Here is a 24,536-nt window from a genome sequence, read left to right as displayed (position 1 = left end):
AACACCAATACTCAGTCACACATGATCGAGGCGAGTTAGCGAGAAGAGGTCGGTTTCGTAACGTCCCACTGCATCAGATCTTCCAGGATTCTCAGCCGTTGCTCTGCACACTGGCGGGCCAGCCAGGACACTCCCTTTGTCGCTGAAAAGTACTGCTGATAAAACTGACGTGCGGTAGACCTCTTCATAATTTACCTCCTCACTTCATCAGGAAGCATTATTGGCTTAATATAGGGATTAATAAATTGCTGATTTTTTGTCAGGAGTTCCCCTTTTATGCCATCCGGTCGACTGCAACAACAATTCATTCGCCTGTGGCAGTGCTGCGAGGGTCAATCGCAGGAGACCACGCTTAACGAGCTGGCAGAACTCCTCAACTGCTCTCGCCGCCATATGCGCACGTTACTCAACACCATGCAGCAGCAGGGCTGGCTAAGCTGGGAGGCCGAGGCGGGACGCGGCAAGCGCTCACGCTTGACCTTCCTGTATACCGGCCTGGCGCTGCAGCAGCAGCGGGCGGAGGATCTGCTGGAGCAGGACCGCATCGATCAGCTGGTCCAGCTGGTGGGCGACAAGGCCGCCGTGCGCCAGATGCTGGTCTCGCACCTGGGACGCAGCTTTCGCCAGGGCCGCCACATTCTGCGGGTGCTTTACTACCGCCCAATGAAAAATCTGCTGCCCGGTACGGCGCTGCGTCGCTCAGAAACTCATATGGCACGGCAGATATTCAGCGGCTTGACGAAAATAAATGAGGAAAACGGGGAACTGGAAGCGGATATCGCCCACCACTGGCAGCAGCTTTCCCCCCTGCACTGGCGTTTCTTTTTACGCCCGGGCATTCACTTCCACCATGGCCGCGAGCTGGAGATGCGTGACGTTATCGCCTCTTTAGAGCGCGCCCGCACGGTGCCGCTCTATTCGCATATCACGCGGATCCACTCCCCAACGGCCTGGACGCTGGATATTGAGCTGTCCCAGCCAGACAACTGGCTGCCGTGGCTTCTGGGCTACGTGCCCTCGATGATCCTGCCTGCCGAGTGGCGATCCCTGAACAATTTTTCCAGCCAGCCGATCGGTACAGGCCCCTACTCCGTTACGCGCAATAACAGCAATCAGCTGAAGATCCGAGCCTTTGATGACTATTTTGGCTATCGGGCGCTGATCGACGAAGTGAACGTCTGGGTGTTACCGGATCTCAACGAAGAGCTGAGCGCAGGCCTCACCCTGGAGGGGCCCACAACCAGCGAAAAGGCGTTCGAGAGTCGCCTGGAGGAGGGCTGCTACTATCTTCTTTTTGACAGCCGCAGCCATCGCGGGGCGAATCACGATGTCCGCAAGTGGATCAGCCACATTCTGGCCCCGGCTAACCTGATTTATCACGCTGAAGAACACTACCAGACCTGGTGGTTCCCTGCCTATGGCCTGCTTCCGCGCTGGCACCATGCACAGCCGGTGCGCAGTGAAAAACCCGCCGGGCTGGAGACCATCACCCTCAGCTACTATCGCGATCACATTGAGCACCGGTTTATCGCGAGGATCATGAGCAAGCTGCTCGCGGCCGAAGGCGTGACGCTGGCGATACAGGAAGTCGATTATGATGAATGGCACCGCGGGGATGTCGTCAGCGATATCTGGCTCAACAGCGCGAACTTCACGCTGCCGCTGGATTTCTCGCTCTTTTCGCACCTGTATGAAGTGCCCCTCATTCAGCACTGCATCAGCCGGGACTGGCAGCAGGACGCCGCGAAGTGGCGGGCAGGAGAGATGGATCTGGCCGCGTGGTGCCAGGAGCTGCTGGCCGGGCAGACGATCGTACCGTTGATCCACCACTGGCTGCTGATCCAGGGGCAGCGCAGCATGCGCGGCCTGCGGATGAACACCCTGGGCTGGTTTGATTTTAAATCCGCCTGGTTTGCGCCGCCGGAGCCATAACGCTTTCGTAATATTCACCAAATCATTACAATAGCGCCGTTCTCAACGGGGTGCTGCATCACAGATGTGCGCTGAGATAATACCCGTCGAACCTGATCCGGATAACGCCGGCGAAGGGATTTGAGGCTGTTTCTCAAAATCCTTTGCCACTCAACCCTGAGGTGCAAAGTGTTAAAAAACGTTCTTCCTCTGCTGGCGCTGGTTGCGCTGCCTGTTTTTGCTAAGCCTGTTCTGACGGTCTACACCTACGACTCCTTCTCCGCCGACTGGGGCCCTGGCCCGGTCGTCAAAAAAGCCTTTGAAGCGGACTGCAACTGCGAGCTGAAGTTCGTGGCGCTGGAAGATGGCGTTTCGCTGCTCAACCGCCTGCGCATGGAAGGGAAAAACAGCAAGGCCGACGTGGTGCTCGGACTGGATAACAACCTGCTGGAGGCCGCCTCGCAAACCAAACTCTTTGCTAAAAGCGGCGTCGCGGCAGAGGCCGTTAACGTGCCGGGCGGCTGGAAAAACGACACCTTTGTGCCGTTCGACTACGGCTACTTTGCTTTCGTCTACGATAAAAACAAGCTGAAAAACCCGCCGAAGAGCCTGAAAGAGTTGGTGGAAAGCGACCAGAAGTGGCGCGTGATTTATGAAGATCCGCGGACCAGCACGCCGGGCCTGGGTCTGCTGATGTGGATGCAGAAAGTCTACGGAGACAAAACGCCGGAGGCGTGGCAAAAGCTGGCTGCGAAAACCGTTACGGTCACTAAAGGCTGGAGCGAAGCCTACGGCCTGTTCCTTAAAGGCGAAAGCGATCTGGTGCTGAGCTACACCACCTCTCCGGCCTATCATATTATTGCCGAGAAGAAAGATAACTACGCGGCTGCGAATTTCTCTGAAGGTCACTACCTGCAGGTTGAAGTGGCTGCCCGCACCGCCGCCAGCAAACAGCCGGAACTGGCCGAGAAGTTCCTGAAATTTATGGTCTCCCCGGCATTCCAGAACGCCATTCCGACGGGCAACTGGATGTACCCGGTTACCGACGCGACGCTGCCAGCAGGCTTTGAGCAGCTGAACAAACCGCAGACCGCGCTGGAATTTACGCCGCAGCAGGTTGCCGCTCAGCGTGCCGCATGGATAAGCGAATGGCAACGCGCCGTCAGCCGCTGATCCCCGGCTGGTTAGTTCCCGGACTGATTGCCGCCATACTGATGGTGGTCGTCAGTCTGGGAGCGTTTCTGGCGCTGTGGTTTAACGCGCCAGAGAGCGATCTGCTCGCGCTCTGGCACGATAGCTATCTCTGGCACGTTATCCGTTTCTCCTTCTTGCAGGCGTTTCTTTCCGCGCTGCTGTCAGTCATCCCGGCCATTTTCCTTGCGCGCGCCCTCTATCGCAGACGTTTCCCCGGCAGGCTAGCCCTGCTGCGCCTGTGCGCCATGACGCTGATCCTGCCCGTGCTGGTGGCCGTCTTTGGCATCCTGAGCGTATACGGTCGCCAGGGCTGGCTGGCCTCCCTCTTCGCGTCTTTAGGCCTGGAATGGACCTTCTCTCCCTACGGGCTGAAGGGCATCCTGCTGGCACACATTTTCTTCAATATGCCGATGGCGACGCGCCTCTTTTTGCAGGCGCTGGAGAACATACCCGGCGAGCAGCGCCAAATTGCGGCCCAGCTCGGCATGCGCGGATGGTCATTCTTCCGCTTTGTCGAATGGCCGTGGCTGCGACGCCAAATTGCCCCGGTGGCCGCGCTGATCTTTATGCTCTGTTTCGCCAGCTTTGCGACCGTGCTTTCTCTCGGCGGCGGCCCGCAGGCCACCACCATTGAGCTGGCGATCTATCAGGCATTAAGTTACGACTACGATCCGGGCCGCGCCGCGTTGCTGGCGATCGTACAAATGGTGTGCTGCCTGGCGCTGGTGTTACTCAGCCAGCGGCTGAGCAAAGCGATCCCCGCAGGAAGCAATAATCTTTCTGGCTGGCGCGATCCGCAGGACAGCCTGCACAGCCGCATCTCGGACGTGATGCTGATTGCGCTGGCGCTCCTGCTTCTGCTGCCGCCGCTGCTGGCCGTGATCGCCGATGGCCTCAACCGGAATGTGGTATCGGTACTTCAACAGCCGGTCCTGTGGCAAGCCACATGGACCTCATTGCGTATCGCGCTGGCAGCCGGGCTAGTGTGCGTGACGCTCACCATGATGCTGCTCTGGAGCAGCCGCGAGCTGTACGCGCGACATGCCCGTAAAGCCGGACACGCGCTGGAACTGACGGGCATGCTGATCCTGGCGATGCCGGGCATTGTGCTGGCGACCGGCTTCTTTTTACTGTTTAACAGCACCATCGGCCTGCCGGAAAGCGCCGACGGCATCGTCATTTTTACCAACGCCTTAATGGCCATACCGTACGCGCTGAAGGTGCTGGAAAACCCGATGCGGGATGTTAACAGCCGGTACAGCGCCCTGTGCCACTCCCTTGGCATTATGGGCTGGCGGCGGCTGAAAGTGGTCGAACTACGCGCCCTGAAGCGGCCGCTCGCCCAGGCGATGGCCTTCGCCTGCGTGCTGTCGATTGGGGATTTTGGCGTGGTGGCCCTCTTTGGCAACGAGGATTTCCGCACGCTGCCTTTCTGGCTTTATCAGCAAATTGGCTCCTATCGCAGCCAGGACGGCGCGGTCACGGCACTTTTACTGCTGGTGCTGTGCTTTGCGTTATTTACCGTTATCGAACAACTCCCGGGGCGTGATGTTAAAACTGACTGATGTAACCTGGCTTTACCAGCATCTGCCGATGCGTTTTACCCTCTCCGTTCGTCAGGGAGAGCGAATTGCGGTGCTTGGCCCAAGCGGGGCCGGTAAAAGTACCCTGCTCAATTTGATTGCCGGTTTTTTGCAGCCTGTCAGCGGGTCGATAGTCATTGATAATGGCGAGTATACCTACGCTCCGCCGGCTAAGCGCCCGGTGTCGATGCTGTTTCAGGAAAACAATCTGTTTAATCACCTTACGGTGTGGCAGAACATCGCGCTGGGAATCGATCCGGGGTTAAAACTCAATGCTGCGCAGCGTCAGAAGCTGGAGGTGATTGCCGAACAAATGGGCCTGTCCGCGTTGATTTCAAGACTGCCCGGTGAGCTTTCCGGCGGCCAGCGTCAGCGCGTGGCGCTGGCACGTTGTCTGGTGCGCGAGCAGCCGCTGCTGCTGCTCGACGAACCCTTCTCGGCACTCGACCCGGCCCTGCGCCAGGAGATGCTCTCGCTGGTGGAAGAGGTTTGCCAGCGCCAGCAGATCACGATGCTGATGGTTTCGCACAGCATTGAAGATGCCGCACGCATTGCACCGCGATCGGTAGTGATCGCGGAGGGACGGATTTTGTGGGATGGAGAAACAGAAGAACTTCTGAGTGGTAACACGGGGGCGTCTTCATTGTTGGGCATTCGTGCGGTCTGACGCCCTCACCCTGGCCCTCTCCCACGGGGAGAGGGAAAACACCTTAACGGCTCACCACCTTCAACAGGATCTCGCCGTACACCGGCATCAGCGGGTGACGAATCAGCGCAACCAGCGCCACCACCGCCACGCCCAGCGTCAGCGGGGCCAGCCAGAGCAGGCGCGTGCGCGGGAGATAGTGCGTCAGGCGATCGACGCTGGCTTTCGCGCTGCGCCATAGCCGCCAGCAGAGCCAGGCCGCCAGCCACAGCAGTACCGCCGTTCCCAGCAGCAGCCACTTGAACTCACCGCTTTGCATACCGTCAGGGATATCAATGGCCGCACCCGCGAGGATCCCCGGCAGGAAGTAAAACGGCGGCCAGAATACGCAGCCGATAATGTTCGGCACCACGAATTTTGCGACGGGCAGATCCAGCATCCCCGCCACCATCGGCACCAGCGGACGCGTTGGCCCGACAAAGCGGCCTACCAGAATGGTGAACATGCTGTGCTGGTGTAGCGCATGTTCGGTTTTATCCAGCAGCGCTTTGTTCTTTTTCATGAACGACCAGCGGTGCAGCGGCTTCTTAAAGCGCCAGCCCAGCCAGAAGGAGATCCAGTCCCCCAGCAGGCAGCCGATAATCCCGGCCAGCCACGCCTGCCAGAAATTGACCTCACCGCTGCCAATAAGCGCCCCAAGCCCCGCCATCATCACGGTGCCGGGCAGGATCAGCCCAACCAGCGCCAGCGATTCCAGAAACGCCACCAGCGCCACAGCGATGAGCGAGTACATAACGGACTGGGTAATAAAGTGTTCCAGCAATGCCTGCATAACTATTCCGGTCAGAAAACGAATCAGCGATTCTGCTTAGCGCCCCGCACCGCGTCAAGGCATCAATTGTCTGAATAGTTTACAGGATGCTCCTGAAGTTCACCTGAATGTTTACCGTTTATTCACATCCCGCGCGGAATTCACTGGGACTGGCGCCGGTGCACTTCTTAAACACGCGAGAGAAATAGAGCTGATCTTCAAAGCCCACGTTGCGTCCGACGGTCGCGATAGGCATCCGGGTGGTGCTGAGCAATAGCTTTGCCTGGCTGATGCGCTGATCCTCACGCCAGCTCAGCACGCTCACGCCAAGCTGCTGGCGGAACAAGTGTGACAGGCGGGACGGCGAAAGACAGACGTGCTGGGCAACGCTGGCGATATCAAACTGGCTGTCGGCCAGATGGTCGCTGATGTACTGGCAGGCGTCGCGGACGCGGTTATCCAGCGGCGGGTTAAGCGACTCGTTGATCGCCTCCATGCGGCGCAGCAGCACCTGCTCAAGCAGGTTGATCGCCAGCAGTTCGGCATAGCGCCCGCCCGCCTGCCCCGCCTCAATAATTTGTGCGAACAGTTCACGAAACTGCGCCAGATGCGCCTCATCCGGACGATAAAAACCGGTTTGCGCGAAAATAGCCGGCCATGAGAGCCACTCCTGCCAGTAGGCGCGCGGGCGGAAATAGACCCACTGGTGATACCACTCTTTGGCGTCCGGGTGACGCCCGTAGTGGTGGATCTCCCCCGGCGGGAACAGCAGCATATCGCCCGGGCGGCAAACAAACTGCCGATCGCCGTTTTTGATCACCCCTTCCCCGCGTACGGTCAGGTTCAGAATATACCCTTTCATGCCGAGCGGTCGATCGACGTAAAAATCGAGATACCCCTCGGCCTCAATTGGCGTCAGCCCCGCCACCAGATGGGCGTTAAATGAGTATCCCGGCAGCAGGGGATCGTTTTGCGGTTCGGCCATAGATTCAGTTCTCCCAAGGGTCCTGAAGGAAACCATTTGTCCATATCGTTAAAAGCAGTATAAAAATGGCCTGCGAAAAGATCCAAAAAGCATCACGCCTCTTTTACGTCCGCCATGTTTCAGCCTTTTCCCCTGATTTTTCTGCCGACACGGGCAGAGAAGCAGTAACAAAAGTGTCTATAAGTGCGGCAGAAATGTCCACATTGAATATTTGCACGGCGTCACACTTTCCGTCGTAACAGCAATTTAGTCCATAAGATTAGCGGATCCTGCCTGACGATTTTTATCCCCAGTCTCTAATGTTCTTCCATACCTGTTTCGGATGGAGCAACACCATGGCAATTGCAATTGGCCTCGATTTTGGCAGCGACTCGGTTCGCGCGCTGGCAGTGGACTGTACGACTGGCCAGGAGATAGCAACCAGCGTTGAGTGGTATCCGCGCTGGCAAGAGGGGCGCTACTGCAATGCGCCAAACAACCAGTTCCGTCACCACCCGCGCGATTACATTGAATCGATGGAAGCGGCGATCAAAACCGTGCTGGCTGAACTGACTGACGCCCAGCGGGCCGACGTCGTGGGGATTGGCGTCGACAGCACCGGTTCAACGCCAGCCCCGGTGGACGCTGAAGGCCGCGTGCTGGCGCTGCGCCCGGAGTTTGCCGACAACCCGAACGCCATGTTCGTGCTTTGGAAAGACCATACCGCCGTGGAAGAGGCGGAAGCCATCACCCGCTTATGCCATCAGCCGGGAAAAACCGACTACTCGCGCTACATCGGCGGCATCTACTCCAGCGAATGGTTCTGGGCCAAAATCCTGCACGTTACCCGCGCGGACGCTTCGGTCGCCCAGGCCGCGGCATCCTGGATTGAGCTGTGCGACTGGGTTCCCGCCCTGCTCTCCGGCACCACTCGCCCGCAGGATATCCGCCGCGGCCGCTGCAGCGCCGGGCATAAATCCCTGTGGCATGAAGGCTGGGGCGGTCTTCCTCCGGCAGCGTTCTTCGATGAACTTGACCCGATTATCAACAAAAACCTGAAATACCCGCTCTTTACCGACACCTTTACCGCCGATATTCCGGTCGGCACGCTCTGCGAAGAGTGGGCGACGCGTCTCGGCCTGCCACAAAGCGTGACCATTTCCGGCGGCGCGTTCGACTGCCACATGGGTGCCGTGGGCGCGGGTGCGCAGCCTAACACGCTGGTGAAAGTGATCGGCACCTCCACCTGCGACATCCTGACGGCAGATAAAGCCAGCGTCGGCGACCGCGCGGTAAAAGGCATCTGCGGCCAGGTGGACGGCAGCGTGGTGCCGGACTTTATCGGCCTCGAAGCCGGTCAGTCCGCGTTTGGCGATATCTACGCCTGGTTTGGCCGCGTGCTGGGCTGGCCGCTGGATCGGCTGGCTGCCGCGCATCCTGAGCTGAAAACGCAGATTACCGCGAGCAAAAAACAGCTTCTGCCGCAGCTCACCGAAGCCTGGGCAAAAAATCCGTCTCTCGACCACCTGCCGGTGGTGCTGGACTGGTTTAACGGTCGCCGCACGCCGTTTGCCAACCAGCGCCTGAAAGGGGTGATTACCGATCTCAACCTGGCGACCGATGCCCCGGCGCTGTTCGGCGGTCTTATTGCCGCCACCGCGTTCGGCGCGCGCGCCATTATGGAGTGCTTCACCGAACAGGGCATCGACGTGAACAACGTGATGGCGCTGGGCGGTATCGCCCGTAAAAACCCGGTGATTATGCAGGCCTGCTGCGACGTGCTGAACCGTCCGCTGCAGATTGTGGCCTCCGATCAGTGCTGCGCGCTGGGCGCCGCGATTTTCGCTGCCGTGGCCGCAGGCGTTCATGCGGATATCCCGACCGCGCAGCAGCACATGGCAAGCGCCGTCGAAAACACGCTCCAGCCGCGTGTCCAGCAGGCACAACGCTTTGAACAGCTTTATCAGCGCTACCAGCAATGGGCAAAAAGCGCCGAGCTTCACTATCTCCCTGTCGCCGCCCCGGCCAAAAGCACCGCGGACACTACGGCAACCCTGACCCATTAAGGACACGATGATGACCATTTTTAATAATTATGAAGTGTGGTTTGTGATTGGCAGCCAGCATCTGTACGGACCGGAAGCGCTGCAGCAGGTAACGAAACACGCGGAGCACGTGGTTAACGCGCTTAACGCGGAAGCCAAACTGCCGTGCAAACTGGTGCTGAAGCCGCTGGGTACGACGCCGGACGAAATCACCAATATCTGCCGTGACGCCAACTACGACGACAAATGCGCCGGCCTGGTCGTGTGGCTGCACACCTTCTCACCGGCCAAAATGTGGATCAACGGCCTGGCAATCCTCAACAAACCGCTGCTGCAGTTCCACACTCAGTTCAATGCCTCCCTGCCGTGGGACAGCATCGACATGGACTTCATGAACCTGAACCAGACCGCGCACGGCGGCCGCGAGTTCGGCTTCATCGGCGCGCGCATGCGCCAGCAGCACGCTGTGGTCACCGGCCACTGGCAGGACGGCAAGGCGCAACAGCGTATCGGCTCCTGGATGCGTCAGGCGGTCTCTAAGCAGGATACCCGCCACCTGAAAGTGGTGCGTTTCGGTGACAACATGCGTGAAGTGGCGGTGACCGACGGCGATAAAGTCGCGGCGCAGATCAAGTTCGGCTTCTCCGTGAATACCTGGGCGGTGGGCGACCTGGTGCAGGTGGTGAATGAAATCAGCGACGGCGACGTGAGCGCGCTGGTGGACGAGTACGAAAGCAGCTACCGCCTGACGCCTGCGGCGCAAATCAACGGCGACAAGCGCCAGAACGTGCTGGATGCAGCGCGCATTGAGCTGGGCATGAAGCGTTTTCTGGAACAGGGCGGCTTCCACGCCTTTACCACTACATTTGAAGACCTGCACGGCCTGAAACAGCTGCCGGGTCTGGCCGTACAACGTCTGATGCAGCAGGGCTACGGCTTTGCGGGTGAAGGCGACTGGAAAACTGCCGCTCTGCTTCGCATCATGAAGGTGATGTCGACCGGTCTGCAGGGCGGCACCTCCTTTATGGAGGACTACACCTACCACTTCGAGAACGGCAACGATCTGGTGCTCGGTTCGCACATGCTGGAAGTGTGTCCCTCCATCGCGGTTGAAGAGAAACCGATCCTTGACGTGCAGTACCTCGGCATCGGCGGCAAAGCGGATCCGGCCCGTCTGATCTTCAACACCCGTACCGGTCCGGCCATCAACGCCAGCCTGATCGACCTCGGCGACCGTTTCCGCCTGCTGGTGAACTGCGTCGATGCGGTTGAAACCCCGCACTCTCTGCCGAAGCTGCCGGTTGCCAATGCCTTGTGGAAAGCGCAGCCGGACCTGCCAACCGCGTCAGAGGCGTGGATCCTGGCGGGTGGCGCGCACCACACCGTCTTCAGCCACGCGCTGGACCTGAACGATATGCGCCAGTTTGCCGAGCTGCACGATATCGAGCTGACCGTGATTGATAACGACACCCGTCTGCCAGCCTTTAAAGACGCGCTGCGCTGGAACGAAGTCTATTACGGTTCAAAACGCTAAGTACGTAATGCCCGGTGGCGCTGCGCTCGCCGGGCAGGGAGACAACGATGTTAGAAGATCTCAAACGTCAGGTACTTGAAGCCAACCTGGCGCTGCCAAAACATAACCTGGTGACCCTGACCTGGGGCAACGTCAGCGCCGTTGACCGGGAAAAAGGGGTATTCGTGATCAAGCCTTCGGGCGTGGATTACACGGTGATGACCGCAGAGGATATGGTCGTGGTCAGCATCGAAACGGGTGAAGTGGTGGAAGGTAACAAAAAACCGTCGTCCGATACGCCCACCCACCGTCTGCTGTATCAGTCCTTCCCGACTATCGGCGGCATCGTGCATACCCATTCGCGTCACGCGACCATCTGGGCGCAGGCGGGCCAGTCCATTCCGGCCACCGGCACCACCCACGCGGACTACTTTTACGGCACCATTCCCTGCACGCGTCTGATGACCGATGCGGAGATTAACGGTGAGTACGAATGGGAAACCGGGAACGTGATCGTCGAAACCTTTGAAAAACAGGGGATCGACGCGGCGCAAATGCCCGGCGTACTGGTGCATTCCCACGGCCCGTTTGCCTGGGGTAAAAACGCGCAAGACGCGGTGCATAACGCGATAGTGCTGGAGGAAATCGCCTACATGGGGATCTTCTGCCGCCAGCTGGCACCGCAGTTGCCGGATATGCAGCAAACCCTGCTGGATAAACACTACCTGCGCAAGCACGGCGCGAAGGCCTATTACGGACAATAAACTGTATATATCCCCAGCATAAAACATTCAACCAGGCTATAATCAGGCCTGGTTTTGTTTTATGGGATGGCGGCGTGGCACAGGCGCAAGAAGGCTTTTTACTGACCCGACACTGGCGGGATACCCCTCAGGGCACCGAGGTTGCGTTTTGGCTGGCGACAGATAACGGCCCGCTGCACGTTACGCTTCCTCCTCAGGAATCCGTGGCGTTTATCCCTGAACATTACGTCGAGAAGGTAAAACAACTGCTGCTCGATGAGAACGGCTGGCGCCTCACTCCTCTTGAGCTAAAAGATTTCCATCGTCAGCCGGTGTATGGCCTATACTGCCGCGCCCATCGCCAACTGATGCGCTACGAAAAATTACTACGCGAAGCGGGCGTGACGCTCTACGAAGCGGACATTCGTCCGCCGGAACGCTTTCTGATGGAGCGGTTTATTACCGCCCCCGTCTGGGTTGACGGCGCTGAGCAAAACGGCACCCTTATCAACGCTCGCCTGAAGCCTAATCCGCATTATCGCCCCCCGCTAAAGTGGGTTTCCCTGGATATCGAAACCACCCGTCACGGCGAGCTATACTGCATCGGCCTGGAAGGCTGCGGGCAGCGGGTTGTCTATATGCTCGGGCCGCCGAACGGCGATGCGTCCGCGCTCGATTTTCAGCTTGAGTACGTCAACAGCCGACCGCAGCTGCTGGAGAAGCTTAACCAGTGGTTTGCCGAGCACGACCCGGACGTGCTGATCGGCTGGAACGTGGTGCAGTTTGACCTGCGCGTACTGCAAAAACACGCAGAGCGGTATCGCATCCCACTGATGCTCGGGCGCGGAAATACGGAGCTGGAGTGGCGCGAGCACGGCTTTAAGAACGGCGTGTTCTTTGCGCAGGCCAACGGCCGCCTGATTATCGACGGCATCGAGGCGCTGAAATCCGCGTTCTGGAATTTCTCCTCCTTCTCTCTGGAAGCGGTAGCGCAGGAATTGCTCGGTGAAGGCAAATCCATCGACAATCCGTGGGACCGCATGGACGAGATTGACCGGCGCTTCAACGAAGACAAACCGGCGCTCGCCACCTATAACCTGAAAGACTGCGAGCTGGTGACGCAGATATTCCACAAAACCGAGATCATGCCGTTCCTGCTGGAGCGCGCGACGGTAAATGGCCTCGCGGCTGACAGGCACGGCGGCTCGGTAGCCGCCTTTAGCCACCTCTATTTCCCACGAATGCACCGTGCGGGCTATGTTGCGCCCAACCTCGGGGACGTGCCGCCGCAGGCCAGCCCTGGCGGCTACGTGATGGACTCACGGCCCGGGCTGTATGACTCGGTTCTGGTGCTGGACTACAAAAGCCTCTACCCGTCAATTATCCGCACTTTCCTTATTGACCCGGTGGGGCTGGTGGAGGGGATGGCGCAGCCAGACGACGCGCACAGCACCGAAGGTTTTCTCGGAGCACGCTTCTCGCGCGAAAAACACTGTCTGCCGGAGATTGTGGGGAACATCTGGCACGGCCGCGACGAGGCGAAACGTCATGGCAACAAGCCGCTCTCGCAGGCCCTGAAAATTATTATGAACGCTTTCTACGGCGTGCTGGGTACCAGCGCCTGCCGCTTCTTCGATCCGCGTCTGGCGTCGTCCATCACCATGCGCGGACACGACATCATGCGTCAGACCAAAGCGCTGATTGAATCCCGGGGCTATGACGTTATCTACGGCGACACGGATTCAACCTTTGTGTGGCTTAAGGGCGCACATTCTGAAGACGACGCCTCACGAATCGGCAAAGAACTGGTGGCCTTCGTAAACGACTGGTGGCAGGAACATTTGCAAAAAGAGCGGTTAACCAGCGCATTAGAACTGGAATTTGAAACCCATTTTGCCCGTTTTTTAATGCCCACCATCCGCGGAACCGACCAGGGCAGCAAGAAGCGCTACGCCGGGCTGATCCAGGAGGGTGAAAAGCAGAGAATGGTCTTTAAAGGCCTGGAGACGGTGCGCACTGACTGGACGCCGCTGGCCCAGCAGTTCCAGAAGACGCTCTATCTTCGGATCTTCCGCAACGAGCCCTATCAGGACTACATCCGCGAAACCATCGCCAGCCTGATGGCCGGCGAGCTGGATGACCAGCTGGTGTATCGCAAGCGCCTGCGCCGCCCGCTGGCGGAGTACCAGCGCAACGTCCCGCCCCACGTGCGCGCCGCGCGTCTGGCGGACGAAGAGAATGTACGCCGGGGCCGCGCGCCGCAGTATCAGAACCGGGGGACGATAAAATATGTCTGGACAACGAACGGGCCGGAGCCCGTTGATTACCAGCAGTCGCCTCTCGATTACGATCACTACCTGACCCGCCAGCTTCAGCCGGTTGCGGAGGGAATTTTACCGTTCATCGACGACGATTTTGCTACACTTGTGACAGGGCAACTTGGCCTATTTTGACGCGTGACGAAATGGCTGCCATCCAGTACCATAGCGCCCTTTCCATTCCCGGACCCATTTTTCGATGACCGTCTTTTTTGACGGGGGTCGAACTATTGCCTGCAATTAAAGATTAGAGCCGAACAACTATGCCTTTTACACTTGGTCAACGCTGGATCAGCGATACAGAAAGCGAACTTGGATTAGGAACCGTCGTTGCCGTCGATGCGCGCATGGTTACCCTCCTCTTCCCTGCTACCGGTGAAAACCGCCTGTACGCCCGCAATGACTCCCCTGTGACCCGCGTAATGTTCAATCCGGGCGACACCGTGACCAGCCACGAAGGCTGGCAGCTAAAGGTTGAAGACGTAAAAGAAGAGAATGGACTGCTCGCCTACATCGGAACGCGTCTTGATACCGAAGAGACGAACGTCATCCTGCGTGAAGTGCTGCTCGACAGCAAACTGGTGTTCAGCAAGCCGCAGGACCGCCTGTTTGCCGGGCAAATCGACCGTATGGATCGCTTCTCCCTGCGCTACCGCGCGCGTAAGTTCCAGAGCGAACAGTACCGCATGCCGTGGAGTGGCCTGCGCGGTCAGCGCACCAGCCTGATCCCCCACCAGCTGAATATCGCCCATGACGTGGGCCGTCGCCATGCGCCCCGCGTGCTGCTTGCCGACGAAGTGGGCCTGGGCAAAACCATCGAAGCGGGCATGATCCTGCACCAGCAATTGCTCTCTGGCGCTGCCGAGCGCGTGCTGATTGTCGTGCCTGAAACCCTCCAGCACCAGTGGCTGGTGGAGATGCTGCGCCGCTTTAACCTGCGCTTCTCCCTGTTCGACGACGAGCGCTATGCCGAAGCGCAGCACGACGCGGACAACCCGTTTGAAACCGAACAGCTGGTAATCTGCTCGCTGGATTTCGTGCGCCGCAGCAAGCAGCGTCTTGAGCATCTGTGCGATGCCGAATGGGACCTGATGGTCGTCGACGAAGCACACCACCTGGTGTGGAGCGAAGATGCCCCAAGCCGCGAATATATGGCGATTGAACAGCTTGCCGAGCGCGTGCCCGGCGTCCTGCTGCTGACCGCAACGCCGGAGCAGCTCGGTCTGGAGAGTCACTTCGCCCGTCTGCGCCTGCTCGATCCAAACCGTTTCCACGACTTCGCTCAGTTCGTGGAAGAGCAGAACAACTACCGTCCGGTTGCGGATGCCGTCGCGCTGCTGCTGGCTGGTAAACGTCTCTCAAACGATGAACTTAACACTCTGAGCGATCTGATTGGCGAGCAGGATATCGAACCGCTGCTGCAGGCTGCGAACAGCGACAGCGAGAATGCGGGATCCGCGCGTAAAGAGCTGATCGACATGCTGATGGACCGTCACGGCACCAGCCGCGTACTGTTCCGCAACACCCGTAACGGCGTGAAAGGGTTCCCTAAACGCGAACTGCACACCATCAAGCTCCCGCTGCCGACGCAGTATCAGACGGCGATTAAAGTCTCCGGCATTATGGGGGCGCGCAAAACCCAGGAAGAGCGCGCGCGTGACATGCTCTACCCGGAGCAGATTTATCAGGAATTTGAAGGTGATACCGGCACCTGGTGGAACTTCGACCCGCGCGTGGAGTGGCTGATGGGCTACCTGACCGCGCACCGCTCCCAGAAAGTGCTGGTGATCTGCGCCAAAGCCGCCACCGCGCTGCAGCTGGAACAGGTTCTGCGCGAGCGCGAAGGCATTCGTGCCGCCGTGTTCCACGAAGGCATGTCCATCGTCGAGCGCGACCGCGCGGCGGCGTGGTTCAGTGAAGAGGACAGCGGCGCGCAGGTGATGCTGTGCTCCGAAATCGGTTCTGAAGGGCGTAACTTCCAGTTCGCCAGCAATCTGGTGATGTTCGATCTGCCGTTCAACCCGGATCTGCTGGAGCAGCGTATCGGCCGTCTGGATCGTATCGGCCAGGCGCATGATATTCAGATCCACGTGCCGTACCTGGAAAAAACCGCTCAGTCGGTACTGGTGCGCTGGTTCCACGAAGGTCTGGATGCGTTTGAGCATACCTGCCCAACGGGCCGCACCATTTATGACCAGGTGCATGGCGATCTGATCGGTTACCTGGCCGCGCCGGAAAATACCGACGGTTTTGACGATCTGATTAAATCCTGCCGCGAGAAACATGAAGCGCTGAAGGCGCAGCTTGAACAGGGGCGCGACCGCCTGCTGGAGATCCACTCCAACGGTGGCGAAAAAGCGCAGGCGCTTGCCGAGAGCATTGAAGAACAAGATGACGACACCAGCCTGATCGGCTTCTCCATGAACCTGTTCGACATTGTCGGGATTAACCAGGACGATCGTGGCGAGAACCTGATCGTGTTAACCCCGTCAGACCACATGCTGGTGCCCGATTTCCCAGGCCTGCCGGAAGATGGCTGTACCATCACCTTCGAGCGTGACGTGGCGCTATCCCGCGAAGATGCTCAGTTCATCACCTGGGAACACCCGCTGATCCGCAACGGGCTGGATCTGATCCTCTCCGGTGATACCGGCAGCAGCACCATCTCCCTGTTGAAAAACAAGGCGCTGCCCGTAGGCACGCTGCTGCTGGAGCTGATCTATGTTGTGGAAGCGCAGGCGCCGAAACAGCTTCAGCTCAACCGCTTCCTGCCGCCAACGCCGGTGCGTTTGCTGCTGGATAAAAACGGTACGAACCTGGCAGGACAGGTGGAGTTCGAAAGCTTCAACCGCCAGCTGAGCGCGGTGAACCGCCATACCGGCAGCAAGCTGGTGAACGCGGTGCAGCAGGACGTGCACGCCATTCTCCAACAGGGCGAAATCCAGATTGAAAAAGCGGCCCGAGACCTGATTGACGCCGCGCGCAATGAAGCCGACGAGAAACTGTCTGCCGAGCTGTCCCGTCTGGAAGCGTTAAAAGCGGTCAATCCGAACATCCGCGACGACGAACTGGCGGCAATTGAAAGCAACCGTCAGCAGGTGCTGGAAAGCCTGAATCAGGCGGGATGGCGTCTGGACGCCCTGCGTCTTATCGTTGTGACGCATCAGTAAACGGAGCGCAAGATGGTGATGGAGCCGTATAATCCGCCGCAGGATCCCTGGCTGGTCATTCTGTATCAGGATGAACACATTATGGTGGTCAACAAGCCGAGCGGCCTGTTGTCCGTGCCGGGCCGTCTGGATGAGCACAAGGACAGCGTGATGACGCGCATTCAGCGCGATTATCCGCAGGCCGAGTCCGTCCATCGCCTGGACATGGCCACCAGCGGCGTGATTGTGGTGGCGCTGAATAAAGCGGCGGAGCGCGAACTGAAGCGTCAGTTCCGCGAGCGCGAGCCGAAGAAGCAGTATGTTGCCCGCGTCTGGGGCCACCCGGCGCAGGCGGAAGGGCTGGTGGATTTACCGCTGATTTGCGACTGGCCGAACAGGCCAAAGCAGAAGGTGTGTTATGAAACCGGCAAGGCTGCGCAAACCGAATATAAAGTGCTGGAGTACGCGCCGGATAACACCGCGCGCGTCCTGCTTAAGCCGATTACCGGACGTTCACACCAGCTGCGCGTGCATATGCTTGCGCTGGGTCACCCGATTCTGGGTGACCGCTTCTACGCCCCGCCAGAGGCCCTGGCGTTAGCGCCACGCCTGCAGCTCCATGCGCAGACGCTCACCATCACCCACCCTACTTTCGGTAACGCGATGACGTTTAAAGCCCCGGTGGACTTCTGAAAAAAAAGCCCGACATTGTCGGGCTTTTTCTTATTTGAAACCTTTCTTCTCTTTAATGAGCTCGTACGCCTTCTGGATTTCCTGAGCTTTTTGCTTCGCCATCTCCATCATTTCCGGCGGTAAACCTTTCGCCACCAGCTTGTCAGGATGATGCTCGCTCATCAGCTTACGGTAGGCACGTTTAATCGTGGTTTGATCGTCCGTGGGCTTCACGCCAAGCACGTTGCAGGCATCTTCCAGCGTCGGGCCACGCTGCGCCTGCTGCCATGCACCGCCGGAAGACTGCTGGTGATAGCCGCCGCCAAACTGGGCGCCGCCCTGCATCATGCGCAGGAACTGGTCAAACTGCATACGGGAGATACCCAGTTCTTCCGCAATAACGTACAGGACATCGCGTTCATTGGGGTGAAGCGAGCCGTCGGCAAACGCCGCCTGGATTTGGATTTCCAGAAACATCCGAATTAAATCAAAACGTCCGAAGCAGATGCTGCGGAACTGGCGCATCTTTTCACGCAGCGGATAGTTATCCGATTTACCGATGCGAAACGCATTCTGCGCCGCCAGGCGGGACTCACCATGCAGGTTCATGCGATCCATAAAAACGCTGGCAATCTGAATATCCGCTTCGGTCACGCGGCCTTTGGATTTGGTTAAGTGCCCCATGACCTCAAAAGTGGTGGAGAAAAAGAGCGACTGGCGCTCGCGCTGATTGGCAAACCAGGCCATTTTGCGGCTGCGTGCCTTATCAAACATATGGCCAATGATAAGCCCAAGCACAATTCCCCAGAACCCGGCACCCATGATGATGGCGAACGCAACGCCGATTATTTTACCCCAATACTGCATATACTCCCCGGATAGTCATATTCCCTGCCGACGCAACGTCATCATCACAGTGTTCAAGCCACGGTCAATTGAAGGACATCGCCTATAATTTGCTTTATCATACTCGTCATTCGATAGCGAGCCTAACACTCTGGCGCGCAAACGGGCAGGATTAACGCTGGTACTGCGCTGATGAGTAAGATAGTCTCTGAGCGTTTGTAAGCCGTAGCCACTGATGACGGAACAATAAAATATAACGTATGAAAAAACGTATCCCCACCCTCCTGGCCACAATGATTGGCTCCGCCCTGTACAGTCAACAGGGGCTGGCGGCCGATCTCGCCTCGCAGTGTATGCTTGGCGTCCCAAGTTATAATCGCCCACTGGTGGAGGGCGATACAAATAGCTTGCCGGTAACCATTACTGCCGATAGCTCCAAAGGTACTTATCCTGACAATGCCACGTTTACGGGCAATGTGGATATTAACCAGGGCAATAGCCGCCTGCAGGCTGATGAAGTGCAGTTGCACCAGAAGCAGCCGGAAGGCGCGGTCGAGCCGGTACGAACGGTGGATGCGCTGGGTAATGTGCACTATGACGACAATCAGGTCATCCTGAAAGGTCCGAAAGCCTGGTCAAACCTGAATACCAAAGATACTAACGTCTGGGAAGGTGATTACCAGATGGTGGGTCGCCAGGGACGCGGTAAAGCGGACCTGATGAAACAGCGCGGTGAAAACCGCTATACGATTCTGGAGAATGGCTCCTTTACATCATGTCTGCCGGGTTCAAATACCTGGAGCGTGGTCGGGAGCGAAGTTATCCATGACCGTGAAGAGCAGGTCGCAGAGATCTGGAACGCACGCTTTAAGCTGGGTCCGGTGCCGGTATTCTACAGCCCTTATCTCCAGCTTCCCGTGGGTGACAAGCGTCGCTCGGGCTTCCTGATCCCGAATGCCAAATACAGCACCACGAACTACTTTGAGTTCTACCTGCCGTATTACTGGAACATCGCGCCCAACATGGACGCCACGATCACGCCGCACTATATCCACAAGCGTGGCAACATCATGTGGGAAAACGAGTTCCGCTATCTGACTCAGGCCGGTGCTGGCCTGATGGAGCTGGATTATCTGCCGTCGGATAAGGTCTTCCAGGATGAGCATCCTACAGAAGGCGATAAACACCGCTGGCTATTCTACTGGCAGCATGCCGGAGTGATGGATCAGGTGTGGCGCTTTAACGTTGACTATACCAAAGTTAGCGACTCATCTTATTTTAACGACTTCTCGTCTAAATACGGTTCGAGCACGGATGGCTATGCCACGCAGAAGTTCAGCGTAGGCTATGCGGTGCAGAACTTTGATGCAACCGTCTCAACCAAACAGTTCCAGGTATTCTCTGACCAGTCCACGCCTACCTATGGTGCAGAGCCGCAGCTGGACGTTAACTGGTATCAGAATAATGTAGGTCCATTCGACACCCGGGTTTACGCTCAGGCGGTACATTTCGTGAACACGGATTCGGACATGCCGGAAGCTACGCGTGTTCACCTGGAGCCGACGATCAATCTGCCGTGGTCTAACAACTGGGCAAGCCTGAATACCGAAGCCAAGCTGATGGCGACGCACTATCAGCAAAAAAATGTTGATAATTACAACACCACGAACAATGCGCATCTGGAAGAGTCGGTTAACCGAACGCTCCCGCAGTTCAAAATGGACGGGAAGCTGATCTTCGAGCGTGATATGGGCCTGCTGGCGGATGGTTATACCCAGACGCTTGAGCCGCGTATGCAGTATTTGTACGTGCCATATCGCGATCAGAGCAAGATTCAGAACTACGACTCGTCTTTACTGCAGTCTGACTATAGCGGCCTGTTCCGTGACCGTACTTACGGCGGTCTGGACCGTATCGCCTCCGCTAACCAGTTAACGACCGGCGTCACAACACGCGTTTATGATGATGCCGCCGTTGAACGTTTTAACGTTTCTGTTGGTCAAATCTACTATTTCACCGAGTCACGTACCGGTGATGACAACATTAACTGGGAGAAGGACAACAAAACGGGCTCGCTGGTTTGGGCGGGAGACACGTACTGGCGCATGACTGACCGTTGGGGCCTGCGTGGTGGTGTGCAATATGACACTCGCCTCGATAATATCGCCACAAGCAGTGCCGCTATTGAGTACCGTCGCGATGAAGACCGCATGGTACAGTTGACGTATCGTTATGCCAGCCCGGAATATATTCAGGCAACATTGCCTTCTTATGCAGGCGCAGAACAGTATAAAGACGGCATCTCGCAGGTTGGTGGTGCAGCAAGCTGGCCTATCGCCGACCGCTGGTCAATCGTAGGCGCTTACTACTTTGACACCAACGCGAATAAGCCAGCGGACCAGATGGTTGGTCTGCAATATAACTCCTGCTGTTACGCGCTGCGCGTCGGTTACGAGCGTAAGCTTAACGGCTGGAACACTGTAAACAATCAGAGCAAATACGATAACGTGATTGGCTTTAATGTCGAACTGCGCGGCCTGAGCTCCAACTACGGCCTGGGCACGCATCAGATGCTGCGTTCGAACATTCTGCCGTACAGTAGTTCTTTGTAATGTGCTTGATTTACAACGTAATCCGCTTTGCGGTTAATTGAAATGGAAAAAGTATGAAGAACTGGAAAACGCTGCTGCTTGGTGTCGCTATGGTTGCGAATACCAGCTTCGCGGCCCCCCAGGTTGTTGATAAGGTCGCCGCTGTTGTTAACAACGGCGTCGTGCTCGAAAGTGACGTTGATGGTCTGATGAAATCCGTGAAGCTCAATTCGGGCGAAGCGGGTCAGCAACTTCCGGATGACGCCACGCTGCGCCACCAGATCCTGGAGCGTCTGATCATGGATCAGATTATCCTGCAGATGGGTCAGAAAATGGGCGTGAAGGTGACCGACGAGCAGCTCGATCAGGCTATCGCTAACATTGCAAAGCAGAACAACATGTCGCCGGACCAGATGCGCAGCCGTCTGGCCTATGACGGCATCAGCTACGCTACCTACCGTAACCAGATCCGTAAAGAGATGCTGATCTCGGAAGTGCGTAATAATGAAGTCCGTCGCCGCGTTACCATCCTGCCTCAGGAAGTGGATGCGCTGGCAAAACAGGTGGGCAACCAGAACGATGCGAGCACAGAGCTGAACCTGAGCCACATTCTGATCCCACTGCCAGAGAACCCAACGTCAGATCAGGCTGCTGAAGCAGAAAGTCAGGCACGTTCAATTGTCGATCAGGCGCGTAACGGCGGCGACTTTGGCAAGCTGGCTATCACCTACTCTGCTGACCAACAGGCCCTGAAAGGCGGCCAGATGGGCTGGGGACGTATCCAGGAGCTGCCATCTATCTTTGCTCAGGCGCTGAGCACGGCGAAGAAAGGCGATATCGTCGGTCCAATCCGTTCAGGGGTGGGCTTCCACATTCTGAAAGTGAACGATCTGCGCGGTCAGAGCCAGAATATCTCCGTGACTGAAGTTCACGCTCGCCACATTCTGCTGAAGCCGTCACCGATCATGACTGACGATCAGGCGCGTGCGAAGCTGGAGCAAATTGCCGCAGATATTAAGAGCGGTAAAACGTCGTTTGCCAATGCAGCGAAAGAGTTCTCTCAGGATCCTGGCTCTGCGAACCAGGGCGGCGATCTGGGCTGGGCGGCTGCGGACATTTACGATCCTGCCTTCCGCGATGCGCTGATGAAGCTGAATAAAGGCCAGATCAGTGCCCCGGTTCACTCTTCATTTGGCTGGCATCTGATCGAGCTGATGGACACCCGCAACGTGGACAAAACGGATGCGGCGCAGAAAGACAGAGCCTACCGTATGCTGTTTAACCGTAAGTTCTCCGAAGAAGCGGCAACCTGGATGCAGGAACAGCGCGCCAGTGCTTACGTGAAAGTCCTGAGCAACTAATGAAACAGCATCGTGTTGTTATCACTCCCGGCGAACCCGCCGGGATTGGGCCTGACCTCGTTGTCCAGCTCGCCCAGCGCAGCTGGCCAGTAGAATTGGTTGTCTGCGCGGATGCAACACTGTTACAAGACCGGGCGAATCTGCTCGGTCTGCCCTTAACGCTCATCCCCTACGTTGAAGGCCAACAGCCCGCACCACAGCTGGCCGGTACGCTCACTCTTCTTTCTGTTCCCCTTCGTACTCCCGTTGTTCCAGGCCAGCTCAGCACGGAAAATGGCCACTACGTCGTGGAAACCCTTGCCCGCGCCTGCGACGGTTGCCTGAAGGGCGAATTTGCCGCTCTGATTACCGGCCCCGTGCATAAGGGCGTCATCAACGAAGCGGGCATCCCTTTTACCGGGCATACGGAGTTCTTCGAAGAGCGCTCGCACAGCCCGAAAGTGGTGATGATGCTGGCGACGGAAGCGATGCGCGTTGCTCTCGTGACCACCCATCTACCGATCAAGGCCATTCCTGATGCCATCACCCCGGAACTGCTGCGGGAGATCATCGGGATCCTGCATCACGATCTGCAGACAAAATTCGGGATCCCGCAGCCGCATGTGCTGGTCTGCGGCCTCAATCCGCACGCCGGCGAAGGCGGGCACATGGGCACCGAAGAGATCGACACCATTATTCCGGTGCTTGAAGAAATGCGCGCCAAAGGGATGAATCTCAGCGGGCCGCTGCCTGCGGACACCCTTTTCCAGCCAAAATACCTGGATAATGCCGACGCCGTCCTCGCGATGTACCACGATCAGGGTCTGCCCGTGCTAAAATATCAGGGTTTTGGCCGCGGGGTGAATATCACCCTCGGTTTACCCTTTATTCGAACGTCCGTTGACCACGGCACTGCGCTGGATCTGGCAGGCCAGGGGAAAGCGGATGTCGGCAGTTTTATTACGGCGCTTAATCTCGCCATCAAAATGATTGTTAATACTCAATGACTAATCGAGTCCATCAGGGCCACTTAGCCCGTAAACGCTTCGGGCAAAACTTTCTCAACGATCAGTTCGTGATCGACAGCATCGTCTCTGCTATTAATCCGCAGAAGGGTCAGGCTATGGTCGAAATCGGCCCGGGCCTTGCCGCACTGACCGAGCCGGTAGGCGAACGCCTCGACGAGCTGACCGTTATCGAACTGGACCGCGACCTGGCCGCACGCCTGCAAACGCACCCGTTCCTCGGACCAAAGCTGACCATCTATCAGCAGGATGCCATGACCATGAACTTTGGCGAACTGTCGGAAAAAATGGGTCAGCCGCTGCGCGTGTTCGGCAACCTGCCGTATAACATCTCCACGCCGCTAATGTTCCACCTCTTTAGCTATACTGATGCCATTGCCGACATGCACTTCATGTTGCAAAAAGAGGTTGTTAACCGTCTGGTTGCAGGGCCGAACAGTAAAGCGTATGGTCGTTTAAGCGTGATGGCACAATATTACTGCAACGTGATCCCGGTACTCGAAGTACCGCCATCAGCGTTCACGCCGCCACCGAAAGTAGATTCTGCGGTTGTGCGCCTTGTGCCGCACAAAACGAAACCGTATCCGGTTAAAGATCTGCGTGTACTGAGCCGCATCACCACGGAAGCCTTTAACCAGCGCCGTAAAACGATCCGTAACAGTCTGAGCAATTCGTTTACCGTTGAGGTGTTAGCAGAGCTGGGGATCGACCCGGCAATGCGTGCGGAAAACATTTCCGTAGAGCAGTACTGCAAGCTGGCTAATTACATCAGCGAAAATGCGCCGCCGAAGGAGAGTTAAGCCATGATTGATTCGCCCCGCGTATGTGTCCATGTACAAAGCGTCTATGTTGAATCGCAATCCTCGCCGGATGAAGAGCGTTTTGTCTTTGCTTACACCGTGACCATTCGCAATCTGGGGCGGATGCCCGTGCAGCTGCGCGGGCGCTACTGGCTTATCACCAACGGCAATGGCCGCGAAATTGAAGTTCAGGGTGAAGGTGTGGTCGGTGAACAGCCCCACATCGCCCCTGGCGAAGAGTATCAGTACACCAGCGGCGCGGTAATTGAAACGCCGCTGGGTACCATGCAAGGCCATTATGAAATGGTCGACGTCGATGGCAATGTGTTCCGCGTTGCTATTCCTGTGTTCCGTCTCGCCGTAACCACACTCATTCATTAATCTA

General features: G+C 57.5%; 19 protein-coding genes and 1 riboswitch. Of the genes, 15 read left to right on the top strand and 4 right to left on the bottom strand.

The window, feature by feature from the left end; translation table 11 throughout:
* Positions 1-35 precede the first annotated feature (35 nt).
* Positions 36-188 carry a glucose uptake inhibitor SgrT gene (sgrT, locus tag IB212_RS03585; protein ID WP_045631150.1) on the bottom strand — a complete coding sequence of 51 codons (153 nt, stop codon included), beginning with the start codon at positions 186-188 and terminating at the stop codon, positions 36-38.
* An 88-nt stretch (positions 189-276) separates the two neighbouring features.
* Here sgrT and sgrR point away from each other — a divergent pair, with 88 nt between their 5' ends.
* The 4 genes from sgrR to thiQ all read left to right on the top strand — a co-directional run bounded on the left by sgrR (position 277) and on the right by thiQ (position 5,355).
* A complete protein-coding gene (sgrR, locus tag IB212_RS03580; protein ID WP_041911250.1) occupies positions 277-1,932 on the top strand; it encodes an HTH-type transcriptional regulator SgrR in 1,656 nt (551 codons plus the stop codon).
* Positions 1,933-1,968: 36 nt separating this feature from the next.
* Positions 1,969-2,069, top strand: a riboswitch (TPP riboswitch).
* 31 nt (positions 2,070-2,100) lie between these two features.
* Positions 2,101-3,084: a thiamine ABC transporter substrate binding subunit gene (gene thiB / locus IB212_RS03575; RefSeq protein WP_041911251.1), complete on the top strand. Its 984-nt coding sequence runs from the start codon at positions 2,101-2,103 to the stop codon at positions 3,082-3,084.
* A complete protein-coding gene (gene thiP / locus IB212_RS03570; protein WP_041911252.1) occupies positions 3,060-4,670 on the top strand; it encodes a thiamine/thiamine pyrophosphate ABC transporter permease ThiP in 1,611 nt (536 codons plus the stop codon). Before thiB ends, thiP begins: the two co-directional genes overlap by 25 nt.
* Entirely contained in the window at positions 4,654-5,355 is a 702-nt protein-coding gene (thiQ, locus tag IB212_RS03565) for a thiamine ABC transporter ATP-binding protein ThiQ (protein WP_041911253.1), read from the top strand. The genes thiP and thiQ overlap by 17 nt, the downstream gene beginning before the upstream one ends.
* A gap of 43 nt (positions 5,356-5,398) precedes the next feature.
* On the opposite strand, the gene IB212_RS03560 is transcribed toward thiQ, so the two are convergent.
* Together IB212_RS03560 and araC are read right to left on the bottom strand one after the other, a co-directional pair.
* A complete protein-coding gene (locus tag IB212_RS03560; RefSeq protein ID WP_028015491.1) occupies positions 5,399-6,166 on the bottom strand; it encodes a DedA family protein in 768 nt (255 codons plus the stop codon).
* 118 nt (positions 6,167-6,284) lie between these two features.
* Entirely contained in the window at positions 6,285-7,130 is an 846-nt protein-coding gene (araC, locus tag IB212_RS03555) for an arabinose operon transcriptional regulator AraC (RefSeq protein WP_028015490.1), read from the bottom strand.
* A 335-nt stretch (positions 7,131-7,465) separates the two neighbouring features.
* On the opposite strand from araC, the gene araB reads away from it, so the two are divergent.
* From araB to rluA, 6 genes are all read left to right on the top strand, one after another.
* Complete coding sequence (araB, locus tag IB212_RS03550) at positions 7,466-9,175, top strand: ribulokinase (protein ID WP_041911254.1); 1,710 nt, start codon at positions 7,466-7,468, stop codon at positions 9,173-9,175.
* Positions 9,176-9,185: 10 nt separating this feature from the next.
* Complete coding sequence (araA, locus tag IB212_RS03545) at positions 9,186-10,688, top strand: L-arabinose isomerase (protein WP_041911255.1); 1,503 nt, start codon at positions 9,186-9,188, stop codon at positions 10,686-10,688.
* Between the two features lie 47 nt (positions 10,689-10,735).
* A complete protein-coding gene (araD, locus tag IB212_RS03540) occupies positions 10,736-11,431 on the top strand; it encodes an L-ribulose-5-phosphate 4-epimerase (protein ID WP_028015487.1) in 696 nt (231 codons plus the stop codon).
* Between the two features lie 74 nt (positions 11,432-11,505).
* Positions 11,506-13,863, top strand: a complete 2,358-nt coding sequence (polB, locus tag IB212_RS03535; protein ID WP_041911256.1) for a DNA polymerase II — start codon at positions 11,506-11,508, stop codon at positions 13,861-13,863.
* A 128-nt stretch (positions 13,864-13,991) separates the two neighbouring features.
* The gene (rapA, locus tag IB212_RS03530; RefSeq protein ID WP_028015485.1) at positions 13,992-16,898 is read left to right on the top strand and encodes an RNA polymerase-associated protein RapA; all 2,907 of its coding nucleotides are present in this window, start codon (positions 13,992-13,994) and stop codon (positions 16,896-16,898) included.
* Positions 16,899-16,910: 12 nt separating this feature from the next.
* Positions 16,911-17,570: a bifunctional tRNA pseudouridine(32) synthase/23S rRNA pseudouridine(746) synthase RluA gene (rluA, locus tag IB212_RS03525; protein ID WP_041911257.1), complete on the top strand. Its 660-nt coding sequence runs from the start codon at positions 16,911-16,913 to the stop codon at positions 17,568-17,570.
* Positions 17,571-17,600: 30 nt separating this feature from the next.
* On the opposite strand, the gene djlA is transcribed toward rluA, so the two are convergent.
* Complete coding sequence (gene djlA / locus IB212_RS03520) at positions 17,601-18,416, bottom strand: co-chaperone DjlA (protein ID WP_028015483.1); 816 nt, start codon at positions 18,414-18,416, stop codon at positions 17,601-17,603.
* A 239-nt stretch (positions 18,417-18,655) separates the two neighbouring features.
* On the opposite strand from djlA, the gene lptD reads away from it, so the two are divergent.
* The 5 genes from lptD to apaG are packed head-to-tail and all read left to right on the top strand — an operon-like array spanning position 18,656 to position 24,532.
* Positions 18,656-21,007, top strand: a complete 2,352-nt coding sequence (gene lptD / locus IB212_RS03515) for an LPS assembly protein LptD (RefSeq protein WP_041911258.1) — start codon at positions 18,656-18,658, stop codon at positions 21,005-21,007.
* 53 nt (positions 21,008-21,060) lie between these two features.
* Positions 21,061-22,347 (top strand): peptidylprolyl isomerase SurA, encoded by a 1,287-nt coding sequence (surA, locus tag IB212_RS03510; RefSeq protein WP_028015481.1) that lies wholly within the window; start codon positions 21,061-21,063, stop codon positions 22,345-22,347.
* A complete protein-coding gene (pdxA, locus tag IB212_RS03505) occupies positions 22,347-23,333 on the top strand; it encodes a 4-hydroxythreonine-4-phosphate dehydrogenase PdxA (RefSeq protein WP_188245748.1) in 987 nt (328 codons plus the stop codon). The genes surA and pdxA overlap by 1 nt, the downstream gene beginning before the upstream one ends.
* A complete protein-coding gene (gene rsmA, locus IB212_RS03500) occupies positions 23,330-24,151 on the top strand; it encodes a 16S rRNA (adenine(1518)-N(6)/adenine(1519)-N(6))-dimethyltransferase RsmA (protein WP_028015479.1) in 822 nt (273 codons plus the stop codon). Before pdxA ends, rsmA begins: the two co-directional genes overlap by 4 nt.
* Before the next feature lie 3 nt (positions 24,152-24,154).
* On the top strand, positions 24,155-24,532 hold the full coding sequence (apaG, locus tag IB212_RS03495) for a Co2+/Mg2+ efflux protein ApaG (protein ID WP_014882505.1): 378 nt from the start codon (positions 24,155-24,157) through the stop codon (positions 24,530-24,532).
* The last annotated feature ends 4 nt before the right edge of the window (positions 24,533-24,536 follow it).

This window comes from Enterobacter sp. E12, from assembly GCF_014596715.2.
Lineage (GTDB): Bacteria > Pseudomonadota > Gammaproteobacteria > Enterobacterales > Enterobacteriaceae > Enterobacter > Enterobacter bugandensis.
The sequence above is the reverse complement of the archived record's forward strand: the minus strand, read 5'-3'. Positions and strand labels throughout refer to the sequence as shown.

Bases quoted from the DNA above. Each gene is read 5' to 3' on its own strand.
- sgrT (WP_045631150.1), bottom strand. From the start codon at position 188: ATGAAGAGGTCTACCGCACGTCAGTTTTATCAGCAGTACTTTTCAGCG.
- sgrR (WP_041911250.1), top strand. From the start codon at position 277: ATGCCATCCGGTCGACTGCAACAACAATTCATTCGCCTGTGGCAGTGC.
- thiP (WP_041911252.1), top strand. From the start codon at position 3,060: ATGGCAACGCGCCGTCAGCCGCTGATCCCCGGCTGGTTAGTTCCCGGA.
- thiQ (WP_041911253.1), top strand. From the start codon at position 4,654: ATGTTAAAACTGACTGATGTAACCTGGCTTTACCAGCATCTGCCGATG.
- IB212_RS03560 (WP_028015491.1), bottom strand. From the start codon at position 6,166: ATGCAGGCATTGCTGGAACACTTTATTACCCAGTCCGTTATGTACTCG.
- araC (WP_028015490.1), bottom strand. From the start codon at position 7,130: ATGGCCGAACCGCAAAACGATCCCCTGCTGCCGGGATACTCATTTAAC.
- araB (WP_041911254.1), top strand. From the start codon at position 7,466: ATGGCAATTGCAATTGGCCTCGATTTTGGCAGCGACTCGGTTCGCGCG.
- araA (WP_041911255.1), top strand. From the start codon at position 9,186: ATGACCATTTTTAATAATTATGAAGTGTGGTTTGTGATTGGCAGCCAG.
- araD (WP_028015487.1), top strand. From the start codon at position 10,736: ATGTTAGAAGATCTCAAACGTCAGGTACTTGAAGCCAACCTGGCGCTG.
- rapA (WP_028015485.1), top strand. From the start codon at position 13,992: ATGCCTTTTACACTTGGTCAACGCTGGATCAGCGATACAGAAAGCGAA.
- rluA (WP_041911257.1), top strand. From the start codon at position 16,911: ATGGTGATGGAGCCGTATAATCCGCCGCAGGATCCCTGGCTGGTCATT.
- djlA (WP_028015483.1), bottom strand. From the start codon at position 18,416: ATGCAGTATTGGGGTAAAATAATCGGCGTTGCGTTCGCCATCATCATG.
- lptD (WP_041911258.1), top strand. From the start codon at position 18,656: ATGAAAAAACGTATCCCCACCCTCCTGGCCACAATGATTGGCTCCGCC.
- surA (WP_028015481.1), top strand. From the start codon at position 21,061: ATGAAGAACTGGAAAACGCTGCTGCTTGGTGTCGCTATGGTTGCGAAT.
- pdxA (WP_188245748.1), top strand. From the start codon at position 22,347: ATGAAACAGCATCGTGTTGTTATCACTCCCGGCGAACCCGCCGGGATT.
- rsmA (WP_028015479.1), top strand. From the start codon at position 23,330: ATGACTAATCGAGTCCATCAGGGCCACTTAGCCCGTAAACGCTTCGGG.
- apaG (WP_014882505.1), top strand. From the start codon at position 24,155: ATGATTGATTCGCCCCGCGTATGTGTCCATGTACAAAGCGTCTATGTT.